Here is a 23,787-nt window from a genome sequence, read left to right on the forward strand (position 1 = left end):
CGGATGGCTCGCGAAATCGACGTCACCGAGACCACTGTGCAAACGCTGGCGCGCATTGCCGAAAGCGGACACGCCTGGCCGCAGATGGCCGAGAAGTACGGCGTGACGAATCCGGTACCTCCCTGGAAGTCCAGCCTCGAAGGGATGTGCGAGGCGCTCGACAGGGCAGGCACAGCGCTATTGCCGCTGACGCGCCGGCAAGACGAGGACCGCCTTGCCGAAGAGGTGTATGCAAACCTGCCGTATCCCGAGACCCAGCTCGTCGCGCTGGCGCACTCCCTCGTCGCCCGAGACGTCATCGATGAGGCGGCACTGGCCGACCGCATGGCGGCAGTTCGTGCGCGGCTGGAAGCCGGCTAGCCTAACTGCCGAGGCAGCCCGGACCGAGCAGCTCCTTGAGGTCCCCCATCAGCGCCGGCGACGGCGTTACCCGCAGCGACTGATCGAGCTCCAGTGTGGTGATCCGGTCGCCGCTGATGAGCCGCAGATGCACCTGGGAGGTTCCGGGGTGACGGGCCAGCACTTGCTTTAGCGCACTGACCTTGTCGATGGTGCACTGCCGCGTGGGCAAGCTGACGGCCAGTGGCCGGTCCGTCTGTGCGCTGGAAAAGTCCGGCACCACAAGCTCATTGGCGATCAAGCTGGTGCGGTCATCGCGAATGGCCACCTTCGCATTGACCAGGACCACGGTGTCGTCGGCGATGTCGGCACCGTAGTTGGAGTACGTGTGCGGGAAGAACATCACCTCGATACCGCCGGTAAGGTCTTCCAGTTGCGCTGAGGCCCAGGGCATTCCGTTCTTGTTGACGCGACGGTTCACCGAGGCAAGGATGCCGCCGACGCGGACCTGGGTGTCGTTGGGGATGTCGCCGTCCAGGATCGCGGGGATGGCGGTGTCGACCTGGGTGGCGAGCAGGTGCGCGACCTTGTTGAGCGGATGCCCGGACACGTACAGCCCCAGCATCTCGCGCTCTAAGGCCAGCTTGTGTTTGTCCTCCCACTCATCGTCGGGAACCTTGATGGTGAATACAGGGTCGCCAGCGGCGCCGTCGCCATCGTTGGAGCCGCCGAACAGGTCGAACTGGCCCATCGCCTCGGCCTTCTTGGTGCCCAGCACCGAGTCCACCGCGTCGGTGTGCACCAGGAAAAGCCCCTTGCGAGCATGGCCCAGCGAATCGAACGCGCCCGCCTTGATCAGCGACTCGGTGACCTTCTTGTTGCACGCCGAGATGTCGATCTTGTTCAGGTAATCCGAGAAGTCGGTGAACTTGCCCTTGTCGTTGCGGGTGTTGATCAGCGAGTTGACGACGTTGGCGCCGACATTGCGCACCGCGCCCAGCCCGAAGCGGATATCGGTGCCCACCGAGGCGAAGTTCACCAGAGATTCGTTGACGTCCGGCGGCAGCACCGTGATGCCCAGCTTGCGGCAGTCGGCCAGGTACACGGCCGCCTTGTCTTTGTCGTCGCCGACCGAGGTGAGCAGGCCGGCCATGTATTCGCCGGGATAGTTGGCCTTCAGGTAAGCCGTCCAGTAGGACACCAGGCCGTAGCCTGCGGCATGTGACTTGTTGAACGCATACCCGGCGAACGGAAGAATGGTGTCCCACAACGCTTTCACCGCACGCTCGGAGAAACCGTTGGCGGTCATGCCTTCGTAGAAGCCCTTGTACTCGGCTTCCAGCACTTCGAGTTTCTTCTTGCCCATTGCTTTGCGCAGCGCGTCGGCCTTGCCCATCGTGTACGAGGCGACCTTCTGGGCGATGAACATGATCTGCTCTTGATAGACGATCAGCCCGTAGGTCTCGGCGAGGATCTCGCGCAGCGGTTCCTCGAGCTCGGGATGGATCGGCTTGATCGGCTGGCGGTTGTTCTTGCGGTCGGCGTAGTCGTTGTGGGCGTTCATGCCCATCGGCCCGGGCCGGTACAGCGCCAGCACGGCCACGATGTCGTTGAACTCGGTGGGCTGCATGCGGCGCAGCAGGTCGCGCATCGGCCCGCCGTCGAGCTGGAACACGCCCAGGGTGTCGCCGCGACCCAGCAGCTCGTAGGTGGGGCCGTCGTCGAGGGGCACCGATTCCAGGTCGAGGTCGATTCCCCGGTTGGCTTTGATGTTTTCGATCGCGTCGCCGATGATCGTCAGGTTGCGCAGACCCAGGAAGTCCATCTTCAGCAGGCCGATGGCCTCGCACGACGGGTAGTCCCAGCCGGTGATGATGGCCCCGTCCTGCGGCCGTTTCCACAGTGGGATGGCCTCGGTCAGCGGCTCACTGCTCATGATCACCGCGCACGCATGCACACCGGCGTTGCGGATCAGGCCTTCCAAGCCGCGGGCCGTTTGGTAGATGGTGCGCACGTCCGGGTCGGTTTCGATCAGGCTGCGGACCTCAGCCGCTTCCTTGAACCGCTCGTGGGCGGGATCGGTGATCCCCGACAGCGGGATGTCTTTGGCCATGATGGCCGGCGGCAGCGCCTTGGTGATCCGGTCGGCGATGGCGAACCCGGGCTGCCCATAGTGGATCCGGGCCGAATCCTTCAGGGCCGCTTTGGTTTTAATGGTGCCGAAGGTGATGACCTGGGCGACACGATCCTGGCCCCACTTTTCGGCGGCGTAGCGCACCATCTCGCCGCGGCGACGGTCGTCGAAGTCGATGTCGATGTCGGGTGCCGACGGCCGCTCGGGGTTGAGGAAGCGCTCGAACAGCAGACCGTGCGGGATGGGATCGATGTTGGTGATGCCCAGCGCGTAGGCCACCAGCGAACCCGCCGCCGAACCACGGCCCGGTCCGACCCGGATATCGATGGACCGCGCGTGATTGATCAGGTCGGCCACGATCAGGAAGTACGCGGGGAAACCCTTGTCGCAGATAACCTTGATCTCGTACTCGGCGCGGTCGAGGTAGTCCTGTCCGACGCCGGCGGGAAACCGTCGCTGCAGCCCCGCCATCACCTCGTGGTGCAGCCAGGACGCTTGGTCGTGGCCCTCGGGAACCGGGAAGATCGGCATCCGGTCGCGCGGAGTCCACACGTCGGCGTAGGACTGCACCCGCTCGGCGATCAGCAGGGTCGAGTCGCACGCGCCGGGCACCTCGTCGTCCCAGAGCTTGCGCATCTCGGCAGCTGACTTCAGGTAGTAGCCGTCGCCGTCGAACTTGAACCGGTTGGGGTCCGACAGCGTCTTACCGGTCTGCACACACAACAGCGCCTCGTGGTTGTGCGCGGCGTCGCGGGTGACGTAGTGGCAGTCGTTGGTGGCCAGCGGCGGAATGTTCAGCTTGCGGCCGATCTCGAGCAGACCCTCGCGGACCCGCTGTTCGATCGAGAGCCCGTGGTCCATGAGTTCGAGGAAGTAGTTGTCGGCCCCGAAGATCTCGCGCCACTTCGCCGCCGACTCCAGCGCCTCGTTGACATGGCCTAGCCGCAGCCTGGTCTGGACCTCGCCCGACGGGCAGCCGGTGGTGGCGATGATGCCCTCGGCGTGTTCGGCGACGAGTTCAGCATCCATGCGTGACCACTTGCCGAGCTGGCCTTCGAACGAGGCCAGCGAGGACAGCTTGAAAAGGTTGCGCAGGCCGGTCGCGTTCTCGGCCACCATGGTCAGGTGCGTGTAGGAACCGCTGCCGGAGACGTCGTCGGATTTCTGGCTGGGATCACCCCAGAGAATGCGGCGGGTATCAAAACGGGAAGCGGGAGCTATATACGCCTCCACGCCGATGATCGGCTTGACCCCGGCCTTGGTAGCGGTGTTGTAGAACTCGCTGGCGCCGAACATGTTTCCGTGGTCGGTCATCCCGATCGCGGGCATCTCCAGCCGCTCGACCTCGGCCAGCATCGGGGTGATCTTCGCGGCACCGTCGAGCATCGAATACTCGGTGTGGTTGTGCAGGTGCACGAAGGAGGACCCCGACGAAGAACCGTTCATAGGGACGCCAGTCTATGACCGAGCACCGACACAGGACGGGCGTGTCGCGAAGTGTGTCTCGGCGGAACGTACCAAGGGCGGTCCTCCACGTCTTTATCTTGCGCCGCGACGGCACCACCCGGGCAACGGTGACCGCGGCTCGTTCACATCGCCGTCTCGCCGGATTCAGCTCCAGAACCGCGCACTCTCAGCAGGTTTCGCATCCACCATCCACCACTCGGCGATCTTGCCGTCCGAGATTCGCAGCAGGTGCGCAGCATAGTTGCGCAGCGACCTGTCTTCCTTCCGGGCCGCAACTTCGACCATGATCAAGGCCCGGTCGGGACCGACAGCCACCGGAGGCTGCGTCAGCTCGATACTGAAGCGGACCGCCGGCAGCTGCATCGCCTCGATTCGGCGCAGGTAGGGCTCGCGTCCTACGACCTCGTCGATTTCACCGTCGGCGTTGGTGATGTGGGCGGTGACATCGGCAGCGAGCAACTGTCCCATCGCGTCGAGATCGGCGGCTGAGAAAGCTTGAACGAACCGCTGGGCAACCGCGGTCGCTTGGTGGAAAGCCAATATTCGCTACGCGTAGCGCTCGACGAACAGTTTCAGCGACTTTTCCACGTCACCCTTGACGGCGCGCGCCGCGGCCGAACCGACGGGACCGAACAGCGCCCGCCCGCCCAGCTCGAGGCGCAGACCCATGGTGGACCCGTCTTCGTTCGCCGTCACGGTGACGGTCACTCCGTACTTTGCTCCGCCCTTGCCGTTGCCTGACATCGCCATCTGGTGCGGCGGGTCCCACTTGGTGACCGTCCAGGTCACCCTGTTGCGCAACCCCTTGGACCTAGCCACGCCGACGATTTCGGTGCCTTCGGTGATCTCGTCGGGCAGCTCACTGCGCCAGCCCTCGTGCATCACGAGCCATTCGCCCAACTCCGACAGGTCCGACACGTGGTCCCACATGTCCTGGGGGCTCATCGGTACGTCGGAGCTCATCTCAACGGAAGCCATCGGCTGAGCCTAACTGCCGCCAGACTGCCGGGTTACGCTCGGCGGCAAGCGTCGATTGGGGGTGGGTGTGGTCGAGGACTCGGCGGTCAGCCAACCAGCCGATGCTCGGGCGGGTTCGCTGTTCGGACCGTATCGGCTCATCCGGCTCTTGGGCAGCGGCGGGTTCGGCGAGGTGTATGAAGCCGAAGACACCACCATGCACCGCACTGTGGCGCTGAAGCTACTGGGCAGCAGTTTTTCTCAGAACCCCGTGTTCCGCGAACGGCTGTTCCGCGAGGCTCGCACCGCCGGGCGGCTGCGCGAACCGCACGTGCTGCCCATCCACGGCTGCGGCGAGATCGACGGTCAGGTCTACATCGATATGCGACTGGTCCGGGGCGTTGACCTGGAAACGGTGCTGCAACGCGAGGGCAGGCTGGAGCCGGCCCGGGCGGTGGCCATCGTCCGCCAGATCGCCGCGGCCCTGGATGCCGCCCACGCCGAGAGGGTGATTCATCGGGACGTCAAACCCGCCAACATCCTGGTCTCCGGCGACGACTTCGCCAGCCTGGTCGATTTCGGGCTGGCCAACGCGGCCGGTGATGCTCGACTGACCAAGCCGGGCAGCGCCGTCGGCACCTTCGATTACGTCGCCCCGGAACGACTTACCAACGCCCCGGTGGACCACCGCTGCGATGTCTATGCGCTCGCCTGTGTGCTCTACGAATTCCTCACCGGCGAGCCGCCCTATGCCCAACACCGCGATCTGCATGAACTGATGAACGCGCAGATCTTCGCGCCGATCCCGCTGCCCAGCCAGAAGCGGCCCGGCGTTCCGCCGGGGTTCGACGAAGTCATCGCGCGCGGCCTGGCCAAGAACCCCGACGCCCGGTACCGCAGCGCCGGCGAACTGGCGGCCGCCGCCGAGCGCGCGCTGGGAGCCAGTCCGCCTCACCAGCCGCAGTACGCGCCGACCACAGCACCCTGGCAACACCCGCAGTACCCGCCCGGGCCCACGCAAGCGCCAACCCTGGCTCCGTCCCTCCCCTACCAGCTGCCCTCACGGTCGAAATCGCGGCGCCGCACCCTGATCACCGTCGCCGCGGTCACTCTCGTCGCCGCCGTCGCCGCGGTCCTGGCAATCTGGGTGGTCGCGTGGCCCGGCTCAGCCCCGCATCCCGCGATGAGCAAGCCGCGCCCCTCGTCGACCACCCCCACCACACTGCCGTTCCCCGCATTGACGGAGGCCCGCGGCGTAGCCGTGGACGCTGCCGGCACGGTCTATGCCGCCGAGCTGGGGGTACAGGTCCCAGAAGGCCAGGTCCTGAAACTGGCTCCGGGCCAAACGACTACGACTGAGCTCCCGTTCGGGGAGATCTACGCCTTCGGGGTGGCGGTGGATGCGGCAGGCAATGTGTACGCCGCAGACACGCACGCGCCCGGGGTGTGGAAGTTGGCGCCGGGAGCGCGGGGCCCCTCGCTGGTGCCGTTCGGCCATCTGGGGAATCCGGTCGGCGTGGCGATAGGAAAAGACGGCAGCCTCTATGTCGCCGACCAGGGTTCGAAGCAGGTGCTGAAGCTCACCGCCGGGGCTACGAGCCCCATCCGGTTGATGCCTACCACCGCGTTGAGTTCGCCCGCGGCCGTAGCAGTGGACAACGACGGCACGCTCTACATCGTCGACTCCGACGAGCGGCGGGTGCTGAAGTTGCCCGCCGAAGCCGACACCCCCACCGAGTTGCCGTTCGCGGGACTCGATCGCCCCTATGGCGTCGCGGTGGACAAGGACAAGAACGTCTACGTCTCGGACCCCAACAAGCATCGGCTGCTGAAGCTGCCGGCCGGCGCGACCACCGCTGGCGACTTTCACTTCCCCGGGCTCAACTACCCGTTCGGTGTGGCGGTCGACAACGACGGCGACATCTTTGTCGTCGACTGCCAGCGCGTCGACAAGTGCGCGACGGGCAAGGTGCTCGAACTCGGCGCCGCGTCGTGAACCACTCGCCGGGCTCCCGGGTCGGTACGCGCTTCGGGCCGTACCTGCTGTTGAAGCTGTTGGGCAGCGGCGGATTCGGCGAGGTCTACCAAGCCGAGGACACCACCATGAATCGCGTGGTGGCGTTGAAACTGCTGAGCAGCAGCTACTCGCACAACCCGGCGTTTCGGGAACGTTTGTTCAGAGAGGCCCGCACCGCGGGACGACTGCACGAGCCACACGTGGTACCCATCCACAGCTGCGGAGAAATCGACGGGCAGCTCTACATCGACATGCGCCTCATCGACGGCACCGACCTGCAGGGCGTTCTCGATCGCGGCGGGGCGCTGGACCCAGCCCGAGCGGTGCACATCGTGCGCCAGATCGCCGGGGCGCTGGACGCCGCACACGCTCAGCAGGTGATTCACCGCGACGTCAAGCCGGCCAACATTCTGCTCGGCAATGACGACTTCGCCTGCCTGGTGGATTTCGGGTTGGCCAACGCCGCCACTGACACCAAACTCACCAGCGAGGGCACGACCATCGGTTCATTCGCGTACCTGGCGCCCGAACGACTCGCATCCGGCCGGGTCACCCCCGGAGCCGACATCTACGCATTGGCTTGTGTGCTGTACGAATGCCTGACCGGGTCGATGCCCTATCTCCGAGACGAGATTCCTGCGCTGGTCGCTGCGCACTTGACCGCTCCGCCGCCCCGCCCCAGCCAGCAACGCCCCGGGGTTCCAGTGGGATTCGACGAGGTCATTGCGCGTGGCATGGCCAAAAACCCCGACCACCGGTTCCGTACCGCCGGCGAACTGGCCGCCGCAGCACAGCAGGCCCTGAATACGGCTGTGCCGGAACGTATTTGGGCGCAACAATTTGCGCCGACGACGCCACTGCGCCCCGGCAATTCCCGTCGGCGCGGCGCGATCATCGCCGCCGTCGCCCTGGGAGGCGTGGCGGCCGTCTTGGCCGGCATCGCCGTCGTCGTCGCGATCGTCGACCACCGCGCCCCCGCCCAGCGGGCCACCAACACCAGCCCGGCATCGCTACCCGCTTCCACGACATTGCCGGCGACACCGAGTTCGCTGCCACCGCTCAAGGCGACCCCGCTGCCGGTCGTCGGCTCCGGCAGCCTCGGTGGTGTCGCGGTAGACAAGGACGGCAACGTCTATGTCCTCGACCCGCTGAACCCCAGGGTGCTGAAGTTGGCTGCCGGCGCGTCCGCACCCACCGAGATGCCTTTCGGCGGGCTCACCAAGCCCAAGCAGGTGACAGTCAACGCGGCCGGCGATGTGTTCGTAACCGACTGGAACCGTGAGGGAGCGGGTCGGGTGCTGAAATTGGCTGCCGGAGCCGGCGCACCCACCGAGCTGCCGTTCAGCGGGATTCTGCCCACCGGTGTCGCCGCCGACCCCGCCGGCAATGTGTACGTGGCCAGCCGCTACCAGGTACTCGAACTGGCCGTCGGCGCCACCGACCCGAGCGTTCTTCCGTTCGGCAACGGGCTCTACGAGAGTGTTGCGGTGGACAACGCAGGTGCCGTCTATGCCGCCGACGCGGGCCGGGTGCTCAAGCTGGCCCCGGGCGCCGCCTCCCCCACACAGCTGCCGTTCGGCCAACTCGGCCGGGCGCAATTCCTGGCCGTCGACGCCGGCGGCAATGTCTACGTGGCCGACAACGCAGACCTCATGGGCCGGTTGGTAAAACTCCCGCTGGGCGCCACCGCATCCAGTCCGCTGTTCGCACCAGAGCGCCAGGAGTTCGGCGGCATGGCGGTGGACGCCGCCGGCAATATCTACCTGACCGAAAACAATCGACTGCTGAAGGTGGTTTCGGGGTGACGGCCGCGGGTCCCGGTGCGCACACCACTCTCGAAGCGGTACTGGCCCAGGTCGGGCCGATGGACGCGCGGCAGGCGGTGCACATCGTCGGCCAAATCGCGGCAGCGGTCGACGAGGCTTACACCAACCGGGCCTTTCACCGCGAGGTCGCCCCGGCCACCATCCTGCTGTCCGCCAACGGCCACGCCTATCTGACCGACGCCACCACGCCCGGTTCGTCCGAACCCGTGATCGACGAACTGGCTTACCGCGCCGACATCCGCGCGCTGGCCGCCGTGCTCTACGAATGCCTGACCGGCTCGCCCCCCAATCGGCCGGAGGGCGCCGACGCGCCACCGAGCCGGCTACGACCAGGCATCCCGGTCGGCTTGGACCAGGTCGTTGAGCGCGGACTGGCCGCAAATCCCGATACCCTTTTCCGCAGCGCCGGTGAGTTTGCCGCCGCCGCGCAAGATGCCCTGACCACCACACCGCACTACACCCCGAGCAACCGGCCGACCAGACCGGACACCACCACCCCCAACCTTGAGGGGCCCACCCAAATAATTCAGCTGCCCTCCACCGGGCCGTCGGTTGGCATCAATCCCGTTGCACCCCAATGGAATCCAGCGGTAAGCCACTTTCCGGTGGTGCCGCGCGCGCAAAGACGGCCGCGATACATTGCGATCGCGCTAGCCGTGATCCTCACGGTCGGCGTCGTTGTCGGCGGCGCCATCGCGATTCCCCGACTCGTCCGGCACACCAACACCACTACCGCCACCCGCGCCACGGGGCCGGCTCGCCAACCTAACCCGCCCACTCGATTCACCTACACTTCCCAGCCCATCGAGCTGCCATTTCCGGGCCTCAAGGTGCCGCAGAATGTAGCGGCCGACGCGGCCGGCAACGTCTACGTGCTGACCTCGATACCCGATCCGGGAGATACCGGTCTGAGCTTCTCCACAGTGCGGCAGATTTTTCGGCTGGCCCCCGGTGCGGCGAGTGCGAGCGCGCTCGATGTCCCCGGTGTCGATGTCCGCTTGGCCGAAGACCTGGCAGTCGATACCGCCGGCAAGCTCTACCTGAGCGACCACCGCAATGTATGGGAGTGGGCGGTAGGTTCCGCCAGCCCGATCCGGCTGCCGTTCCGTGGATTCGTCACCGTCGATGCCGTCGCGGTGGACCCCGTGGGCATTGTGTACGCGGTCGGCGCCCTTTCCGGCACATATGACCTGCGATATGGGGCCAAGAAACTCGCCCCGGGAGACACCCGGTCGACTGATCTGCCGATTACCGATCTGTACCTGCCTCGCGGGATAGCAGCCGACAAAGCCGGCAATGTCTACATCGGCGACAGCATCAAGGGCGGTGCCAAAGGCCGGGTACGCAAACTCGCCGCCGGTACCGCCACGCCCGCGCAGCTGCCCTTCCCCGAGCTCAAAGAACCCTCGGCCGTGGCAGTCGATACGGTCGGAAACCTGTTCGTCGCAGACACTTTCACCACGGGCCTGTTCGAACTGCCGGTCGGCGCCACCAATCCGGTCACGGTGCCCGTCGGTGTGCGCGCCCGCGGTGTGACCTTCGACCCGGCGAACAATCTCTACGTCGTCTCAGCGGCCACCGAAGACGAATCCGAGCACTTGACGAAACCGGGCCAGGTGCTCAGAGTGCCCCCCGACCGCTAACGCGACTGCCCTCGTTTCACCCCCGCTTCGTCCCCCCGCTTCGTCAACGAGCCGTTTCACGGGTACGGTCCGAGCCATGAGTCTTGTTGCGGAAGGACTTTGGCTTTCCTCGGATGAACTACCGTCGGCGCGCGACTTCTTGACGTCAGCGGGTTTCGGTGGCGCCGCGGCCCTTGCGGCAGTCATCATCCTGGCGCTGATCGCGATGTTCGCCGCGCGCCGCGCCTCCAAGCGGCACCGGGCACTGATCGAGCAACAAGAGCGCCACCACCAAGAGCTTCGCGAAGACGAGCAGCGCGCCGCGGCAATTGCGCGATGCTGGCAGCGGCTGGTGTGGGTGGTGGAAACCGCGGGGATGGAACCGGCGTCCAGCGAAAGTGCCACGCTGGGCCTGGGTCCCGAACTTGCCCTGGAACTCCTGCGCGGGCTGCTCCGCGACGCCGAGCTGCTCGGCGATGAAACGCTGGCCGCGTCGGTGATGGTGTACCTCAATCAATTCTCTTTGGTGCTGGCACAACAGGCCGGGTCGCTTACTGGACTGACGACCGCTCGGCCGGCACCGGAGGCGAGCCTGGGCGACGACTCGACGCAGGTGATTGCCACGCCGCCACCGGCGGCATCGTCACCGCCATCGTCACCGCCACCGCCACCGCCACCGGCACCGGCCGATGAATCCCCCGACGTCCCCGCGGTCAAGGGAAGGCGCTGGCGCGGGTGACCACCACACGGCAACATATCGAGGACCTCGATCCCGCGTCGTGGGCGGCACTGGCCAAACGTGCCGCCGCGGTTGCAGTGGCCGCAGCCGACCGGCTCGAGAAGACCGCCCCCGCAGAACTGCTCGCGGTCGCGGCGATGAGCGAGCCGGATCTCGTCGCACACCGTAACCGCTCAGGACCGGAGCGAAAGCGGCTGTCGGCCGTAATGCGGCTGGTCGAAGCCGACCACTTGCGGGTATTGGCCGAGGGGCACGCCCGCGAAGCCCAACAGGAGAAGAAGGATGCCGAAGCTGCCGCGGCGTTGGCGCGCGCGGAAGTCCAACAAGCCGCAAGAGATGCCACGGCTGCGCGCGAGCACGCTCGTGAGGTGCAGGCGCAGGCGGCGCGGCGGGAATCGGAGCGGTCCGCGGAGCGGGCGGCCAGCGCGCGGGACTTCGAACAGTTGCGCACCGAGCTCGAACGGGTTCGTGCCGATGCAGCGGCCGAGGTCGCCGCGGCCCGTGAGCAGGCTAACGCCGCCGAGGCGCGCGCCGAGGAACGGACCCGAGAACGCACCGCCGAAAAAGCGACCGCTCGGCAGGCCTTCGAACAATTGCGCCTCGAGCTCGAACAGATCCGTTCTGACGCTGCCGCCGAGGTTGCCGCGGCAGGCGAGCAGGTCAGTGCCGCCGAGGCGCGTGCCCAACAGCGGGCCGACGAACGGGCGGCCGAGCGCGCGACGGCGCAGCAGGCGTTGGCGCGGCTGAGTGCTGAGCTGGAACAGGTCAAGGCCGACGCGGCGTCGGAGGTCGCCGCGGCGCGCGGGCAGGCCAGTGGTGAAATCGCGGCCGCCCACCAGGCTGCCGAAGCCGAGGTTTCGCGAACCCGCGCGGAGGTCGCCGAAGCCATCCAAGCCGTGGCCCAGGCGCGTGCTGAGGTCGAACAGGTTCGGGCGGCCGCACAGGCCGAAAGCTCAGCACCGCAACTGCTGGCCATTCCGATACCACCGCTGGGCGCGTCAGCCTATACGGGGCGGATTGAGCACGCGGTTTCCGTATTGCGTCAGATCGACTACGTACTGGAAGCCGGTCTCAGCGACGACCCCGGTACCGATACCGGGGCGGGGCGCCGCGTCGACCTCGAGCTGGTGCGCAACCTGCTGCATACGGTGCAGGAGCAGGCCGGGCATCTGTCTGAGGAGTTGCGCAACCTGCCTTCGTATTACAGCGCGCAATGGCAGGTCGAGGCCGCGAACACTTACGCCAACGCCGCAGCCAACGCGTACGGCGCTCTGCTGCAACGGATTGCGACGGTTACTGAGCAATTGCGCCACCAGGACGAGAACAGCGACGTCGTCGAGCTGGTCACCGCGATGCTCGACGAGCATCCCTGGCGCAGATACTGATCCGGGCCACGCGTCAGCGGCCGGGCCCACCCCGCAACTTGTTGCCGATCCGGATGCCGGGCAAGAGCAGGGTCCGCGGGATGTATCGGCCGCCGGTGCTCATGACCTTGGGCACCAAACCGGGTACCACGGTGCGCTTGCCGGCGAGCATCCCGCCGATGGCGGCATCGGCGACGTCGTGTGGCGAGACCTGGGCAAGGGGGATGTTGAACCGCTCGGCACTGGCGATCTCGGCCCACTCGGTGGGTACCGGACCGGGACACAGTGCGGTGACCGAAACGCCCGTTCCGTGCAGCTCCTCCTGAACAGCTTCGGAGAAGGTCAGCACGAAGGCCTTAGTGGCCGAGTAGACCGCCATGTAGGGCATCGGCTGGAAGCCGGCGATAGAGGCGATGTTGAGCACCGCTCCGGCACCGCGCTCCACCATGCCGGGCAGCACCGCGTGGGTGAGCTCCATCAACGCCAGCGCATTGAGGGTCACTTCCTCGCTCTCCCGTTCGAACGGCAACTCGTAGAAGACCCCGCTGGTGCCGAAACCCGCACTGTTGCACAGGCCCCCGATCGGATCGCTGCGCAGCCGATCGGCCAGCTGAGCCCGTGATTCGGCGTCGGACAGGTCCAGTGGCAGCACCTCGACGCCGACGTCGTACTCGTCGCCCAGTTGGTCGGCGAGCTCGTCGAGACGTTCGCGGCGCCGCGCGACCAGCATCAGCGGAAAGCCGCGGCCGGCCAGGCCTTTGGCCAGTTCGACACCGATGCCGGAGGAGGCGCCGGTGATGACGACGGTGGACTCTTTGCTCGGTTTCGGCAGACTCATGACGTCACCAATGTATCCCTCGGGTCGCCTGCAGAAATGTTTCGCTTCGCTTGTCCAGACCTGATGTGTCGCTTGCGGATTCGCGTCCCTTGGCCGCGGCGGAGTCCTGGAACATGCCGAAGGCGCGGTTACGCACCCGGTCCATCACTGCCGGGTTCACCGCGTCGGCCACCGCGGCGAACTGACCGAACGGCGAGCTGGACCGCCGCGGCCGGTGCACGATCGCGTCGGTGATCACGCCGGCGGCCTGATCCGGTGTCAGTGCCGGGAACTTGTCGTACATGGTGGTCGGGCTGATCATCGGGGTCCGTACCAGCGCCATGTGCACGGTGGTGAAGCGGATGTTCTCGTTGACGACTTCGGCCTGCAGCGCGTCACACAGGCTGTCCAGCGCGGCCTTGCTCGCGATGTAAGCACCGAAGCGGGGTGCGCGCGTCTGCACGCCGACCGAAGAGACGTTGATGATCTGGCCGTAGCCGCGTTCGCGCATCCCGGGAATGAACTTCAGGATGAGCTGAACCGCGCCCAGGTAGTTCAGCTGCATGGTCCGCTGGTAGTCGTGGATGCGGTCGTAGGACAGTTCCAGGGACCGCCGAATCGACCGCCCCGCGTTGTTGATCAGGATGTCGACGCCGCCGAGATCCGCAAGCACCTTGTCGGCCATCGCGGCGATCGCGTCCATGTCCGAGAGGTCGCACGGGTAGACGTGGGCGTCTCCGCCGTCGGCGCGAATATCGTCGGCGACTTTTTCCAGGTTCTCCAGGGTGCGCGCGACCAGCGCCACCGTGCCGCCGGCTTCGGCGATCTTGTGTGCGGCGGCCTCGCCGATGCCCGAGGACCCGCCGGTGATGAGGATGGTTCTGCCCTTGACGGCGTCGCTGAGTTTGCGGCCCTGCACCGCGTCGAGCAGGTTGCGCAGATAGAACGGGCGATATCGCCCAGCCGAATTCGGGGTGTTGATGATGTTGGACACCGTTGCGAACGGCTTTTCCACGAGGTTCGTCAGGTCACCAAGATTCATCGATTGTCGCTCCTGATAGCAAGGATGTGACACGGGTCATACGGCCAACCTAGGGCATCCGCGCCCGCGCCGGTGCACAGGGGGGCGCCGACGCCGGACGTGAACCCCGTCACAACGCAATCGGCTTGTTACGTAAGGTAATCCGCGCGTGATCGGTGCCTAATGGTCACGCAACCGGACAATGGTTGCCTGGCGCGATGGGTCTACTCTCACGCTTGCGCAAACGCGCGCCGGTCAGCATCTACGACAAAATCGGCGGCCACGAGGCCATCGAGGTCGTCGTCGAGGACTTTTATGTCCGCGTCCTGGCCGACGATCAATTGGCGGGCTTCTTTGCCGGAACCAACATGAGCCGGCTAAAAGGCAAGCAGGCGGAGTTCTTTGCCGCCGCCCTCGGCGGCCCGGAGCCCTACACCGGCGCGCCAATGAAGCAGGTGCATCAGGGACGCGGAATCACCATGCACCACTTCAGCCTGGTCGCCGGACATCTGGGCGACGCGCTGAGCGCGGCCGGAGTTCCCTCGCCGACGGTCACCGAGATTCTGGGTCTCATTGCCCCGCTGGCCGCCGACGTCGCATCCGGCGAAACCACCACGGCCAACGTCTGAGCGCCGGCCAATTCCGCCCGTTGTGGGCGTGTCGCGTTCCGCCTGCCGGTGGCAACCGGTAGTCAGCACATATGAGACTGATCGCCGCGCTCGTGGCAGCCCTGGTGCTAAGTGCTTGCAGCTCGAAAACGGCGCCACCGGCGTCGGGTCCGCCTTCCAGCGGATCATCGGCTGCGGCCCCGGCGTCACCGGTTGCCGGGCCGTCGCTCGACTGCACCAAACCGGCCAACGCCGCCCAGCAGCTGGTGTGCAACGACCCGAAGTTGACCGACCTCGACCACCGGTTGCAGACCGCCTTCACGCAGGCGCTGGACCGCCCGGGCGCGGACAAGGCGGCGCTGACGGCCGCGGAAAACGATTGGGCCGCAACTCGTGACAAGTGCGCGCAGAACTCTGACATGTCCACCTGCGTGCTGCAGGCCTACCAGACGCGGCTGGTCCAATTGGCCGTCGCCGATCCGGCCACGTCGATACCCCAGCTGATCACTTACCGCTGCCCAGCCGACAAAGGCCCACTGACCGCGCAGTTCTACAACCAGTTCGACCCCAAAGCGGCGGTACTGAATTGGAAAGGCAACCAGTACATCTTGTTTGTGGAAATGTCCGGCAGCGGCGCCCGGTACGGCCGCCAGGGCATCGAATACTGGGAGCACCAGGGTGAGGTGCGCCTGGACTTCAACGGCGACAAGTTCGTCTGCCAAACACCCTGAGCGCCATCAGGTTTCATTGTCGACAAGGGCCGCGAGTCGCCGGTTGAGATATCGGGCGACCCCGGCGTCCACGGTGAGGGCGATGGCCCTGCGGAAGGCGTCGGCTGCGGGCCGGCCGGCTTTGGCCAGCAGATGCGCACGGGCGCTCCACGCGGGCTGGAACTCGCCGACCGCGGGGTCGGTAATCGCGTCGAGGGCACGCAAACCTGCGTCGGGTCCGTCCAGCTCGCTGTCGACGACGGCGAGAGAAACCATTGCACCCAACGACGGAGCGATGTGCAGTAGCGCCCGATGCAGCTTGCGCAGCGCCACCCAGTCAACCTGGCCGTTCGCCGCGCGGGCGCAGTGCGTCGATTGGATCGCCGCCTCGTACTGATAACGGCCCGGACGGCCCAGGCGGTGGGCGCGATGCAGTAGCGCCTCCCCGCGTGCGATCATCGCCGCGTCCCACAGCCGGCTGTCCTGTTGGTCCAGCGGGACGAATTCGCCCCTGCCGGCGCGCCGCGCCGGGCGGCGTGACTCAGCCAGGCACACCAGCGCGGCCAGGCCCAGGACTTCAGGCTGCTCCGGCAGCAATTCGGCCAGGACCAGCGCCAGGTGCAGCGCCTCGGCCGTCAATGACTCGATGGGCGCGCCCGCCGGCTCGAGCTGCCAATCGATCGCCCACGCACCGTAGACCGCCTCCAGCACTGCCGGCAGCCGCTCGTCGAGATCGTCCCGGCCCGGGACGACGAACGGAATACGGGCATCGCGGATCCGTCGTTTCGCGCGGACCAGCCGTTGCGCCATCGTTGCGGCCGGCACCGAGAACGCACGCGCGATCGCGGCGGCCTCGATGCCGAGCACCGTCTGCAGCATCAGCGGCGTTCGGCAGTTGGCGGCGATCGCCGGGTGCGCGCACACCAGCATCAGCTCCAGCCGCCGATCGGGAATCGCGTCCGGGCCATCTCGGTCGTCCTCGGAAGCCGTTGCAGCGAGATCTGTTTCAGGCAGCGGGCCAGTTTTTCGGTAGGCATGCGACTTCCAGCGGTCGCGCTGCCGGTTGCGGGCCACGGTGAGTACCCAGCCTTCCGGATTTGCCGGGATCCCTTCGGTCGGCCAACTGATTAGGGCGCGCTCGAGCGCGTCGGCGATGGCGTCCTCGGCCGCGGCAATGTCGCCGGTCGGTGCGGCAAGCAGCGCCAGCAACCGGCCGTAGGATCCCCGAACCACCTCGGCCACCCGGGCCGCAACGTCACTCAGGCTGGTACCAACCTTTGCCACTGGCGTAAGTGACTGCGACGGGCCGTATCTCGATCGAGCCCCACGCCGCGGCCGGACAACGCTCGGCCCAGGACAGCGCGGCGTCGAGGTCTGGCACGTCGATTACGAAGACCCCACCGAGGCGTTCCTTGGTGTCAGCGAACGGGCCGTCCTGAATCCGCGGGGTGCCCTCGCGCGCGGTGAAGGTGGTGGAGGCGTGCGCCGATTGCAGCACCTGGGTGCCTACCAGCACACCGGCAGCATTCAGATCGTCGGCGTACTTGGCGAATGCCGCTCGCGCGGGCGCCATGTCTTCTTCGGTCAGCCCGATCTCGCTGCCCTCCTGGTAGTGCATGAGCAAGCAATATTGCATGGTCTAGTCCCCTTTCTCGTTCGATTGGGCTAGCTGGTGTCACCGCTATGACGATTGACCCCACCCCCGATCGACAGGTGAGAGCACTGCACCAGAATGCAGGTCATGTGTCGCTCATTCGAGTCTCTGGTAGCAGAGGCCATGGCGGCACCCGTTGAGGGCTGGGATTTTTCCTGGCTCGACGGGCGTGCGACCGAGGAACGAACGTCTTGGGGCTACCAACGGCTGATGAGCCAACGTTTGGCCACTGCGTCAGCCGCGCTGGACATCCACACCGGTGGGGGCGAGGTACTAGCGGGTGCGGAGAAGTTCCCGCCGACAATGGCAGCCACGGAATCGTGGCCGCCCAACGCGGCGCTGGCCACCAAACGATTGCATCCGCTCGGAGTAGTGGTTGTCGCCACGCGCGACGAGCCGCCGCTGCCGTTTGCCGACGAGTCGTTCGACCTGGTGACCAGTCGACACCCGATCACCGTGTGGTGGACCGAGATTGCCCGCCTGCTGCGCCCCGGTGGCACCTACTTCGCACAGCATGCCGGACCGGCGACGGTGTCCGAACTGGTGACGCACGTGATCGGCCCCCAGCCCCAGGCATGGTCCGAGCTGGAACCGGCCGCCCAGCGCGCCCAGGCCCAGGCCGCCGGGTTGGAGATCGTGGACATGCGCATGGAGCGGCTCAGAGCCGAGTTCTTCGACATCGGCGCCATCATCTATTTTCTGCGCAAGCTGATCTGGACGGTGCCGGACTTCACAGTCGAGCCCTACTACGAGCGGTTGCGCGAACTGCATGAACGGATCGAGACCGAGGGACGCTTCGTCACCCACCCGACGCGGGTTCTCGTCGAAGCGCGCAAACCGCACGGGACGTTCGATTGAACAGCCTCGTCACCCCTCATCTCGTAACACGTCCAGCGCGTGCTGCAGATCGGGCGGGTACGGGCTGACGATCTCGATCCGCCGGCCATCGGCCGGATGGTCGAATGCCAGGGAACGTGCGTGCAGCCATTGGCGTTCCAGCCCAAGCTTTTTCGCAAGAGTCGGGTCGGCCCCATACACGAGGTCGCCGCAGCAGGGATGGTGCAGCGCGGCGAAATGCACCCGGATCTGGTGGGTGCGACCGGTTTCCAGGTGCACGTCGAGCAGGCTGGCGGCGACGAAGGCCTCCACGGTGTCGTAATGAGTGAGGCTGTGCCGGCCGTTCTTGGTGACCGCGAACTTCCACTCGTTGCCGGGGTGCCGGCCGATCGGCGCGTCGATCGTGCCGCTGGACGGGTCCGGATGTCCTTGCACCAGCGCGTGGTATCGCTTGTCGACCGTGCGCTGTTTGAATGCCCGCTTGAGCACGGTGTATGCCCGCTCCGATATCGCGACCACCATCACGCCCGAGGTACCGACGTCCAGGCGATGCACGATGCCCTGGCGCTCGTGCACACCGGACGTGGTGATCCGGTAGCCGGCCGCTGCCAAGCCGCCCAGAACCGTGGGGCCGGTCCAGCCCACCGAGGCGTGCGCCGCCACGGCCGCGGGTTTGTCCACGGCGACGATGTCGGCGTCGGAATACAAGATCGTCATGCCCTCGATCTCGACGGGCGTGTTCTCCAGCGGTGCCGGCGCCTCGGGCAGCCGCACCTGCAGCCAGGCCCCGGATATCAGGCGGTCGGATTTTCCCGCCTGCACTCCGTCCAGCTCCACGCCGCCGTCTTCGGCCAGCGCGGCCGCGGCGGTGCGGGACAACCCCAGCAGACGGGCCAGCCCAGCGTCAACACGCATGCCCCCCAATCCTTCCGGAACCGGCATCGAACGGTGGGACATCAGCGCTGATCGGCCTTGCGGCCACTGGTGGCGCCCTCGGCTTTCCGCCGGCCTACGGTGTCGAAGTCGTAGCCGAAGATCGACAAGACGACCAGCAGGATCGCGCCCCCCACCACCGAGGGATCGGCGACATTGAAGACCGGCCACCAGCCGACCGACAAAAAGTCCACGACATGACCTCGCAGCGGACCGGGCGCCCGGAAGAAGCGGTCCACCAGGTTGCCCATGGCGCCGCCCAGGATCATCCCGAGACCCAAAGCCCACCAGGGCGACACCAAGCGGCGTCCCATCCAGAAGATGCCGACCACCACTCCCGTCGCGATCAGTGTCAACACCCAGGTGTAGCCGGTCGCCATCGAGAACGCGGCCCCCGAGTTGCGCACCAACGTCCAGGTAACGGTGTCGCCGATGATCGACACCGGCTGCCCGGGGGGCAGCAGTCTGACGGCCAGCACCTTGGTGACGATGTCGAGGACCAGAACGACCGCCGCGACCGACAACAGCAGGCGCAGCCGCCGCGGCGGCGCGGGAGCTTCGGGTTCGCCAGCGTCCCCGGTCCCCTCGGCTGAGGTCAGTGGATCGGCCGATCCGGTTGGTTCGTCAGGCACTCCCCCATCATCCCCCAGACGCACTGTGGTCCCCGCACGCGGATAGGCGTGCCACCGGTGCGAGATGATGCCCTGATGCGCCGGCTCACCGTCATCACCACCGGAGGGACGATATCGACCAGCACAGACGCCGACGGGGTGCTCCGGCCTGCCCGCAGCGGCGCGGCACTGACGTCCGGATTGGACGTTGATGTCATCGATCTGATGAGGGTCGACAGCTCGCAGCTGACACTGGCCGACTGGGACCGGATTCGCGCGGCGATGCAGGCTGCGATCGACGCCGGCGCCGACGGCATCGTCATCCTGCACGGCACCGACACAATGGAAGAAAGCGCGCTGTGGCTAGAGCTCACTTATGCCGGGGACGTCCCGGTTGTGCTGACCGGCGCAATGCGCAGCACCGACGCCCCCGACGCCGACGGCCCGGCCAACCTGCGCGACGCGCTGAAAGTGGCGGCCAGCCTCGACGCGCGTGACCTCGGTGTGCTGGTGTGTTTCGCGGGCCGGGTATTGCAGCCGTTGGGTATGCGCAAGGCATTCACCGACGAGCTGAGCGGCTTCGCGGGACCGCTGCTGGGCACTGTCGACGGTCACGTGACCCTGAGCCGCACCAAGACCCGGCCGTATATTGGCGACCTCAGCGCCGGCGCCGACGCACCCCGCGTCGACATCGTCGCGGCATACCTGGGCAGTGACGCCGTAGCGCTGGACGCCTGTGTGGCTGCCGGGGCACGCGCGGTGGTGTTGGAAACGCTGGGCTCGGGCAACGCCGGACCCGCGGTGGTCGAGGGCGTGCGCCGGCACTGCCGCGAGGGGGTCGTGGTTGCGGTGTCAACCCGGGTCGCCGGCGGGCGTGTCAGTGCGCGCTACGGACCTGGGCACGACCTGGTGCAGGCCGGCGCGGTGCTGGTGCCGCGGCTAGCGTCGCCGCAGGCGCGGGTCCTACTGATGGGGGCGCTGGCGGCCAAGCTACCGGTCGCCGAGGTCATCGACCGGTGGGGATGAACCCGACTCCTCAACTCGTAGTTCACCGACATACTCGGGCCACTCCAGGCTGTCGACCGGGTTGGCACTGGTCACGTCTTCGGTTTCGATGGGGAAGGTGCGGGCCGGGCCCGGGCCCGAACCGCGAGTCTCGAACCGGATGGTGACCACGCCGTGGCCTGCCCCCTGCACCCAGCCGTGCCCGAATTCGCGATGCGCAACATCGTCGCCGACCCGCCACGGTGCGGTGTCCGCCCCGGCCAGCTGCGCGGCGCGCGGCATCTCGAAATCCTGGCCCGCTTCCTCCGGCATCGCCGGCGAGAGGTCCAGATCCGGAAACAGCGACTCTTGACGCACATCGCTCAAACCCGAAAACCCAACGCCCAGAAGGCGAATCGGGCCAATCTGCAGCGGGTCTAGCAGCAGTCGGCGGGCCATGGCGAGCAGCGCAGCCGCCTCGGTGGTCGCATACGGCAGGGTCGCCGAGCGGGTCAGCGTGCCCATGTCGGATTTCTTCAGTTTCACCGTGACGGTCCGGGCGCCACGGCCGTCGCGCAGCAGGCGTTGATGTGCGTGCTCGGCGATCGGCTCGATCGCCTCATGCAACTGGTCCAGGCTGGTCAGATCGACCGCGAAGGTGGACTCGGCGCTGATCTGTTTTGCTTCGGCCCGCTCGGTGACAGGGCGGTCGTCGATGCCGCGGGCCAGCCGGTGCAGCGCGGGCCCAATAGTCGCGCCGAGGATGTTGGCCGCTTCGGCGTCGGTCAGTGCGGCCAGTTCTCCGATCGTCTCGATGCCGAGTCGATGCAGCTTCTCTTCGGCCACCGGGCCGATGCCCCACAGTCGCCGCACCGGCAGCCCGCCGAGCAGCGACTGTTCTTCGGCACGTCGAACCACCCGAATCCCGTCGGGTTTGGCCAGGCCAGACGCGATCTTGGCGATCTGCTTTCCCGAACCCGCGCCGACCGAGGCGATCAGACCCGTCTCGTCGCGCACCCGGTGTCGCAGTTCCTCGCAAAAAGTCTCGACGTCCTCGGCCGAAGCCCCGGCCAGTTGTTGCGGCTCTCCGAAGGCCTCGTCAAAAGACAGTTGCTCGACGACGGGAACCAGGCTGCGCACCGTGTCGAAGACGCGCCTGCTCGCCACCCCGTACACCACGCCGCGCGGCGGCAGCACCACTGCCGTCACGCCGATCAACCGGCGAGCCTGATGCATCGGCATCGCCGAGCGAGCACCGAATACCCGCGCCTCGTAGCTGGCCCCAGCCACCACGCCCCGCCCGCCCAGGCCGCCGACCAGCACCGGCCGACCGCGCAAGGTGGGCCGCGTCAGTTGTTCGACGGATGCGAAGAACGCGTCCATGTCCAGGTGCAGCACCCAACGGGACTCCACGAATGCCGATGCTATTTCGCTTTGTGGAGCTAACGTCGTTGCGCATGGCGATGAATTTGTGTCACAGGTTGTGCTGCAGCTCGAATCGCTGGGCGCGGGAAGTGGAAGAGCGCGGGTTGCCGTGGGCACTGGCTGGCGTGGAACTGGGCGACAACACTCTTGAGATCGGACCGGGATACGGCGCCTTTCTGCGAGTGTTAATGAACAAGACAGCAAAGCTCACCGCGGTCGAAATCGACGCCGCGATGGCGCACCGGCTGCAGGAACAGTTCGGAGCCGGGGCAAACATCATCAACGGCGATGGCACCGATACCGGATTGCCCGCTGACGAGTTCAGCTCGGTGGTGTCATTCACGATGCTGCACCACGTCCCTACCGCCGAGCTGCAGGACCGGCTCTTTGCCGAGGCCTTCCGCGTGCTTCGCCCCGGCGGTGTCTTTGCCGGCAGCGACGGGGTTCCGTCGGTGATGTTCAGGATTCTGCACTTCCGCGACACCTGCAATCCCGTGCCACCGGAGAACATGCCGGACCGCTTGCGCGCAGCGGGCTTTCACGATGTAGAGGTAAACGTTGATGCCGGCAGGCAGCGCTGGCGGGCAATCAAACGGTGATTCCTTCGCTAGACTGCGCACCACCGAGACGGCCCAGCGCCGGAAATGAGAAGGAACGTGTCGCCGTCCCATACCGAGTTCCCTGAAGTGGACCGATCCGGTGGCGATCCCGCCGCGGCACTCCGCCAACAAGTCGAGGCATGGACAGCTAATCCCGCCCTGGGCGAGCTGGTCGAGATGTTTGGCGGGAGCCTTCCGCAGGGACTCAGCCTCCCGGCTCAACTCGCATTTCTCGACGAGTTCAGTACCGTGTGGGATTACCGGGGGCAGGCACGGGCCCACAATGCCGGCCGGGTGCACAGCCAGGATGCCGCCGGCGCGGTCAGGTGGTTGATCCCGCGCCTGAGGTTGCCCGACTGGCAACTGGACAAGATCACCGCGCTGGCCGGCGAGCTAGGTCTCACGGGCGAATCTACGCCGGTCGCAACAGAGTTCGACCACATACTGGTGATCGGCGGTGGGCGGTATACCAACCTGCTCCGAGCCGGCTACGCACGAGAAATGGCCACCGGTCGACGTGTCGGCCACGTGGTGCTGGCCGCCGCCTCGCGCGGCCTACTGGACTCCGAACAGGACGCGGTCGCCGCCTGCGCGCCCGGGGCACGGACAGAATTCGATCTCCTGGTGGCCGCGGCGGCCGACGTATTCGGGCTCGACACCCGGCAAGCCCGGGACCAAGCGCGCGAACGCGCCGACCGGCCCCAGCGCGACCGGACGGTGTGGAAATTCGCACCCGACACCAATGACCTCGGCGTGCCGATCACTTTGCTCGAGACACCGTCGCCAGACCCAGAAAACCGTCGGGCCAACTCCGGTGACACCTACACGTTTGCCGCCCGGACGGTTGGCATGCATCGATCGACGTGCTTGCTGGTGACCGGTCAACCGGTGGTCCCCTACCTACACTTCGAGGCATTGCGAACTCTGTCGCTACCCTTCGGAATTCGCTTGGAGTCAGCCGGGTTCGGGGTGGACCGATACAACAGGCTCAGTGATTTGGACCAACAGCATCCGGCCAAGCTCCTGCAGGAGGTCCGCTCGACGATCCGATCCGGCCGAGCCCTGATCGAACAACTCGCGACCCCGGAGGTCGAGCCAACGTACGACGGATGACGCCGGATCC

Annotated in this window: 22 protein-coding genes; 12 read left to right on the top strand and 10 right to left on the bottom strand. The window is 66.7% G+C overall.

The annotated features are described in order from the left end of the window. Positions 1-3 precede the first annotated feature (3 nt). Positions 4-360 carry a thiocyanate hydrolase gene (locus AWC27_RS26530; RefSeq protein WP_085673424.1) on the top strand — a complete coding sequence of 119 codons (357 nt, stop codon included), beginning with the start codon at positions 4-6 and terminating at the stop codon, positions 358-360. 1 nt (position 361) lies between these two features. Here AWC27_RS26530 and dnaE read toward each other — a convergent pair whose 3' ends face one another. From dnaE to AWC27_RS26545, 3 genes are all read right to left on the bottom strand, one after another. After that, entirely contained in the window at positions 362-3,919 is a 3,558-nt protein-coding gene (dnaE, locus tag AWC27_RS26535; RefSeq protein ID WP_085673426.1) for a DNA polymerase III subunit alpha, read from the bottom strand. A 165-nt stretch (positions 3,920-4,084) separates the two neighbouring features. After that, positions 4,085-4,480, bottom strand: a complete 396-nt coding sequence (locus AWC27_RS26540; RefSeq protein ID WP_139837228.1) for a nuclear transport factor 2 family protein — start codon at positions 4,478-4,480, stop codon at positions 4,085-4,087. Between the two features lie 6 nt (positions 4,481-4,486). Beyond that, complete coding sequence (locus tag AWC27_RS26545; RefSeq protein ID WP_085673428.1) at positions 4,487-4,918, bottom strand: type II toxin-antitoxin system Rv0910 family toxin; 432 nt, start codon at positions 4,916-4,918, stop codon at positions 4,487-4,489. A 67-nt stretch (positions 4,919-4,985) separates the two neighbouring features. Between AWC27_RS26545 and AWC27_RS26550 the strand changes: the two genes are divergently transcribed. The 5 genes from AWC27_RS26550 (at position 4,986) to AWC27_RS26570 (ending at position 12,486) form a co-directional block, all read left to right on the top strand. After that, positions 4,986-6,893: a serine/threonine-protein kinase PknD gene (locus AWC27_RS26550; RefSeq protein ID WP_085673504.1), complete on the top strand. Its 1,908-nt coding sequence runs from the start codon at positions 4,986-4,988 to the stop codon at positions 6,891-6,893. Next, positions 6,890-8,719, top strand: a complete 1,830-nt coding sequence (locus tag AWC27_RS26555; RefSeq protein ID WP_139837229.1) for a serine/threonine-protein kinase — start codon at positions 6,890-6,892, stop codon at positions 8,717-8,719. Before AWC27_RS26550 ends, AWC27_RS26555 begins: the two co-directional genes overlap by 4 nt. Continuing rightward, complete coding sequence (locus tag AWC27_RS26560) at positions 8,716-10,383, top strand: hypothetical protein (protein ID WP_085673430.1); 1,668 nt, start codon at positions 8,716-8,718, stop codon at positions 10,381-10,383. Before AWC27_RS26555 ends, AWC27_RS26560 begins: the two co-directional genes overlap by 4 nt. Positions 10,384-10,459: 76 nt before the next feature. Then, complete coding sequence (locus tag AWC27_RS30595; RefSeq protein WP_139837230.1) at positions 10,460-11,101, top strand: hypothetical protein; 642 nt, start codon at positions 10,460-10,462, stop codon at positions 11,099-11,101. Continuing rightward, a complete protein-coding gene (locus tag AWC27_RS26570; protein WP_085673432.1) occupies positions 11,098-12,486 on the top strand; it encodes a coiled-coil domain-containing protein in 1,389 nt (462 codons plus the stop codon). The genes AWC27_RS30595 and AWC27_RS26570 overlap by 4 nt, the downstream gene beginning before the upstream one ends. 13 nt (positions 12,487-12,499) lie before the next feature. On the opposite strand, the gene AWC27_RS26575 is transcribed toward AWC27_RS26570, so the two are convergent. Together AWC27_RS26575 and AWC27_RS26580 are read right to left on the bottom strand one after the other, a co-directional pair. Continuing rightward, positions 12,500-13,303 carry an SDR family NAD(P)-dependent oxidoreductase gene (locus AWC27_RS26575; RefSeq protein ID WP_085673434.1) on the bottom strand — a complete coding sequence of 268 codons (804 nt, stop codon included), beginning with the start codon at positions 13,301-13,303 and terminating at the stop codon, positions 12,500-12,502. 4 nt (positions 13,304-13,307) lie between these two features. Then, positions 13,308-14,324: an SDR family NAD(P)-dependent oxidoreductase gene (locus AWC27_RS26580; RefSeq protein ID WP_085673436.1), complete on the bottom strand. Its 1,017-nt coding sequence runs from the start codon at positions 14,322-14,324 to the stop codon at positions 13,308-13,310. Between the two features lie 197 nt (positions 14,325-14,521). Here AWC27_RS26580 and AWC27_RS26585 point away from each other — a divergent pair, with 197 nt between their 5' ends. Both AWC27_RS26585 and AWC27_RS26590 read left to right on the top strand, forming a co-directional pair. Beyond that, on the top strand, positions 14,522-14,932 hold the full coding sequence (locus AWC27_RS26585; RefSeq protein WP_085673438.1) for a group I truncated hemoglobin: 411 nt from the start codon (positions 14,522-14,524) through the stop codon (positions 14,930-14,932). Between the two features lie 71 nt (positions 14,933-15,003). Continuing rightward, positions 15,004-15,642 carry a lysozyme inhibitor LprI family protein gene (locus tag AWC27_RS26590; RefSeq protein ID WP_085673440.1) on the top strand — a complete coding sequence of 213 codons (639 nt, stop codon included), beginning with the start codon at positions 15,004-15,006 and terminating at the stop codon, positions 15,640-15,642. Between the two features lie 6 nt (positions 15,643-15,648). Here the strand turns inward: AWC27_RS26590 and AWC27_RS26595 are convergent, their stop codons facing one another. Together AWC27_RS26595 and AWC27_RS26600 are read right to left on the bottom strand one after the other, a co-directional pair. After that, positions 15,649-16,830 carry an RNA polymerase sigma factor gene (locus AWC27_RS26595; protein WP_085673506.1) on the bottom strand — a complete coding sequence of 394 codons (1,182 nt, stop codon included), beginning with the start codon at positions 16,828-16,830 and terminating at the stop codon, positions 15,649-15,651. A gap of 46 nt (positions 16,831-16,876) precedes the next feature. After that, the gene (locus AWC27_RS26600) at positions 16,877-17,257 is read right to left on the bottom strand and encodes a YciI family protein (protein WP_085673442.1); all 381 of its coding nucleotides are present in this window, start codon (positions 17,255-17,257) and stop codon (positions 16,877-16,879) included. Positions 17,258-17,362: 105 nt separating this feature from the next. Here AWC27_RS26600 and AWC27_RS26605 point away from each other — a divergent pair, with 105 nt between their 5' ends. Then, positions 17,363-18,133, top strand: coding sequence for a class I SAM-dependent methyltransferase (locus AWC27_RS26605; protein WP_085673508.1), 771 nt, complete (start codon positions 17,363-17,365; stop codon positions 18,131-18,133). A 9-nt stretch (positions 18,134-18,142) separates the two neighbouring features. On the opposite strand, the gene AWC27_RS26610 is transcribed toward AWC27_RS26605, so the two are convergent. Together AWC27_RS26610 and lspA are read right to left on the bottom strand one after the other, a co-directional pair. After that, positions 18,143-19,069 carry an RluA family pseudouridine synthase gene (locus AWC27_RS26610; RefSeq protein WP_085673444.1) on the bottom strand — a complete coding sequence of 309 codons (927 nt, stop codon included), beginning with the start codon at positions 19,067-19,069 and terminating at the stop codon, positions 18,143-18,145. Next, positions 19,069-19,677 carry a signal peptidase II gene (lspA, locus tag AWC27_RS26615; protein ID WP_085673446.1) on the bottom strand — a complete coding sequence of 203 codons (609 nt, stop codon included), beginning with the start codon at positions 19,675-19,677 and terminating at the stop codon, positions 19,069-19,071. Before lspA ends, AWC27_RS26610 begins: the two co-directional genes overlap by 1 nt. Before the next feature lie 75 nt (positions 19,678-19,752). Between lspA and AWC27_RS26620 the strand changes: the two genes are divergently transcribed. After that, positions 19,753-20,682: an asparaginase gene (locus AWC27_RS26620; protein WP_085673448.1), complete on the top strand. Its 930-nt coding sequence runs from the start codon at positions 19,753-19,755 to the stop codon at positions 20,680-20,682. Here the strand turns inward: AWC27_RS26620 and AWC27_RS26625 are convergent. Continuing rightward, positions 20,647-22,053: a DNA polymerase IV gene (locus tag AWC27_RS26625; protein ID WP_085673449.1), complete on the bottom strand. Its 1,407-nt coding sequence runs from the start codon at positions 22,051-22,053 to the stop codon at positions 20,647-20,649. The two genes, AWC27_RS26620 and AWC27_RS26625, sit on opposite strands and share 36 nt — an antisense overlap. Before the next feature lie 44 nt (positions 22,054-22,097). Between AWC27_RS26625 and AWC27_RS26630 the strand changes: the two genes are divergently transcribed. Together AWC27_RS26630 and AWC27_RS26635 are read left to right on the top strand one after the other, a co-directional pair. Continuing rightward, positions 22,098-22,664, top strand: coding sequence for a class I SAM-dependent methyltransferase (locus tag AWC27_RS26630; RefSeq protein ID WP_085673451.1), 567 nt, complete (start codon positions 22,098-22,100; stop codon positions 22,662-22,664). 45 nt (positions 22,665-22,709) lie between these two features. Then, positions 22,710-23,777 carry a hypothetical protein gene (locus tag AWC27_RS26635; protein WP_085673453.1) on the top strand — a complete coding sequence of 356 codons (1,068 nt, stop codon included), beginning with the start codon at positions 22,710-22,712 and terminating at the stop codon, positions 23,775-23,777. The last annotated feature ends 10 nt before the right edge of the window (positions 23,778-23,787 follow it).

It is taken from the genome of Mycobacterium szulgai (genome assembly GCF_002116635.1).
Lineage (GTDB): Bacteria > Actinomycetota > Actinomycetes > Mycobacteriales > Mycobacteriaceae > Mycobacterium > Mycobacterium szulgai.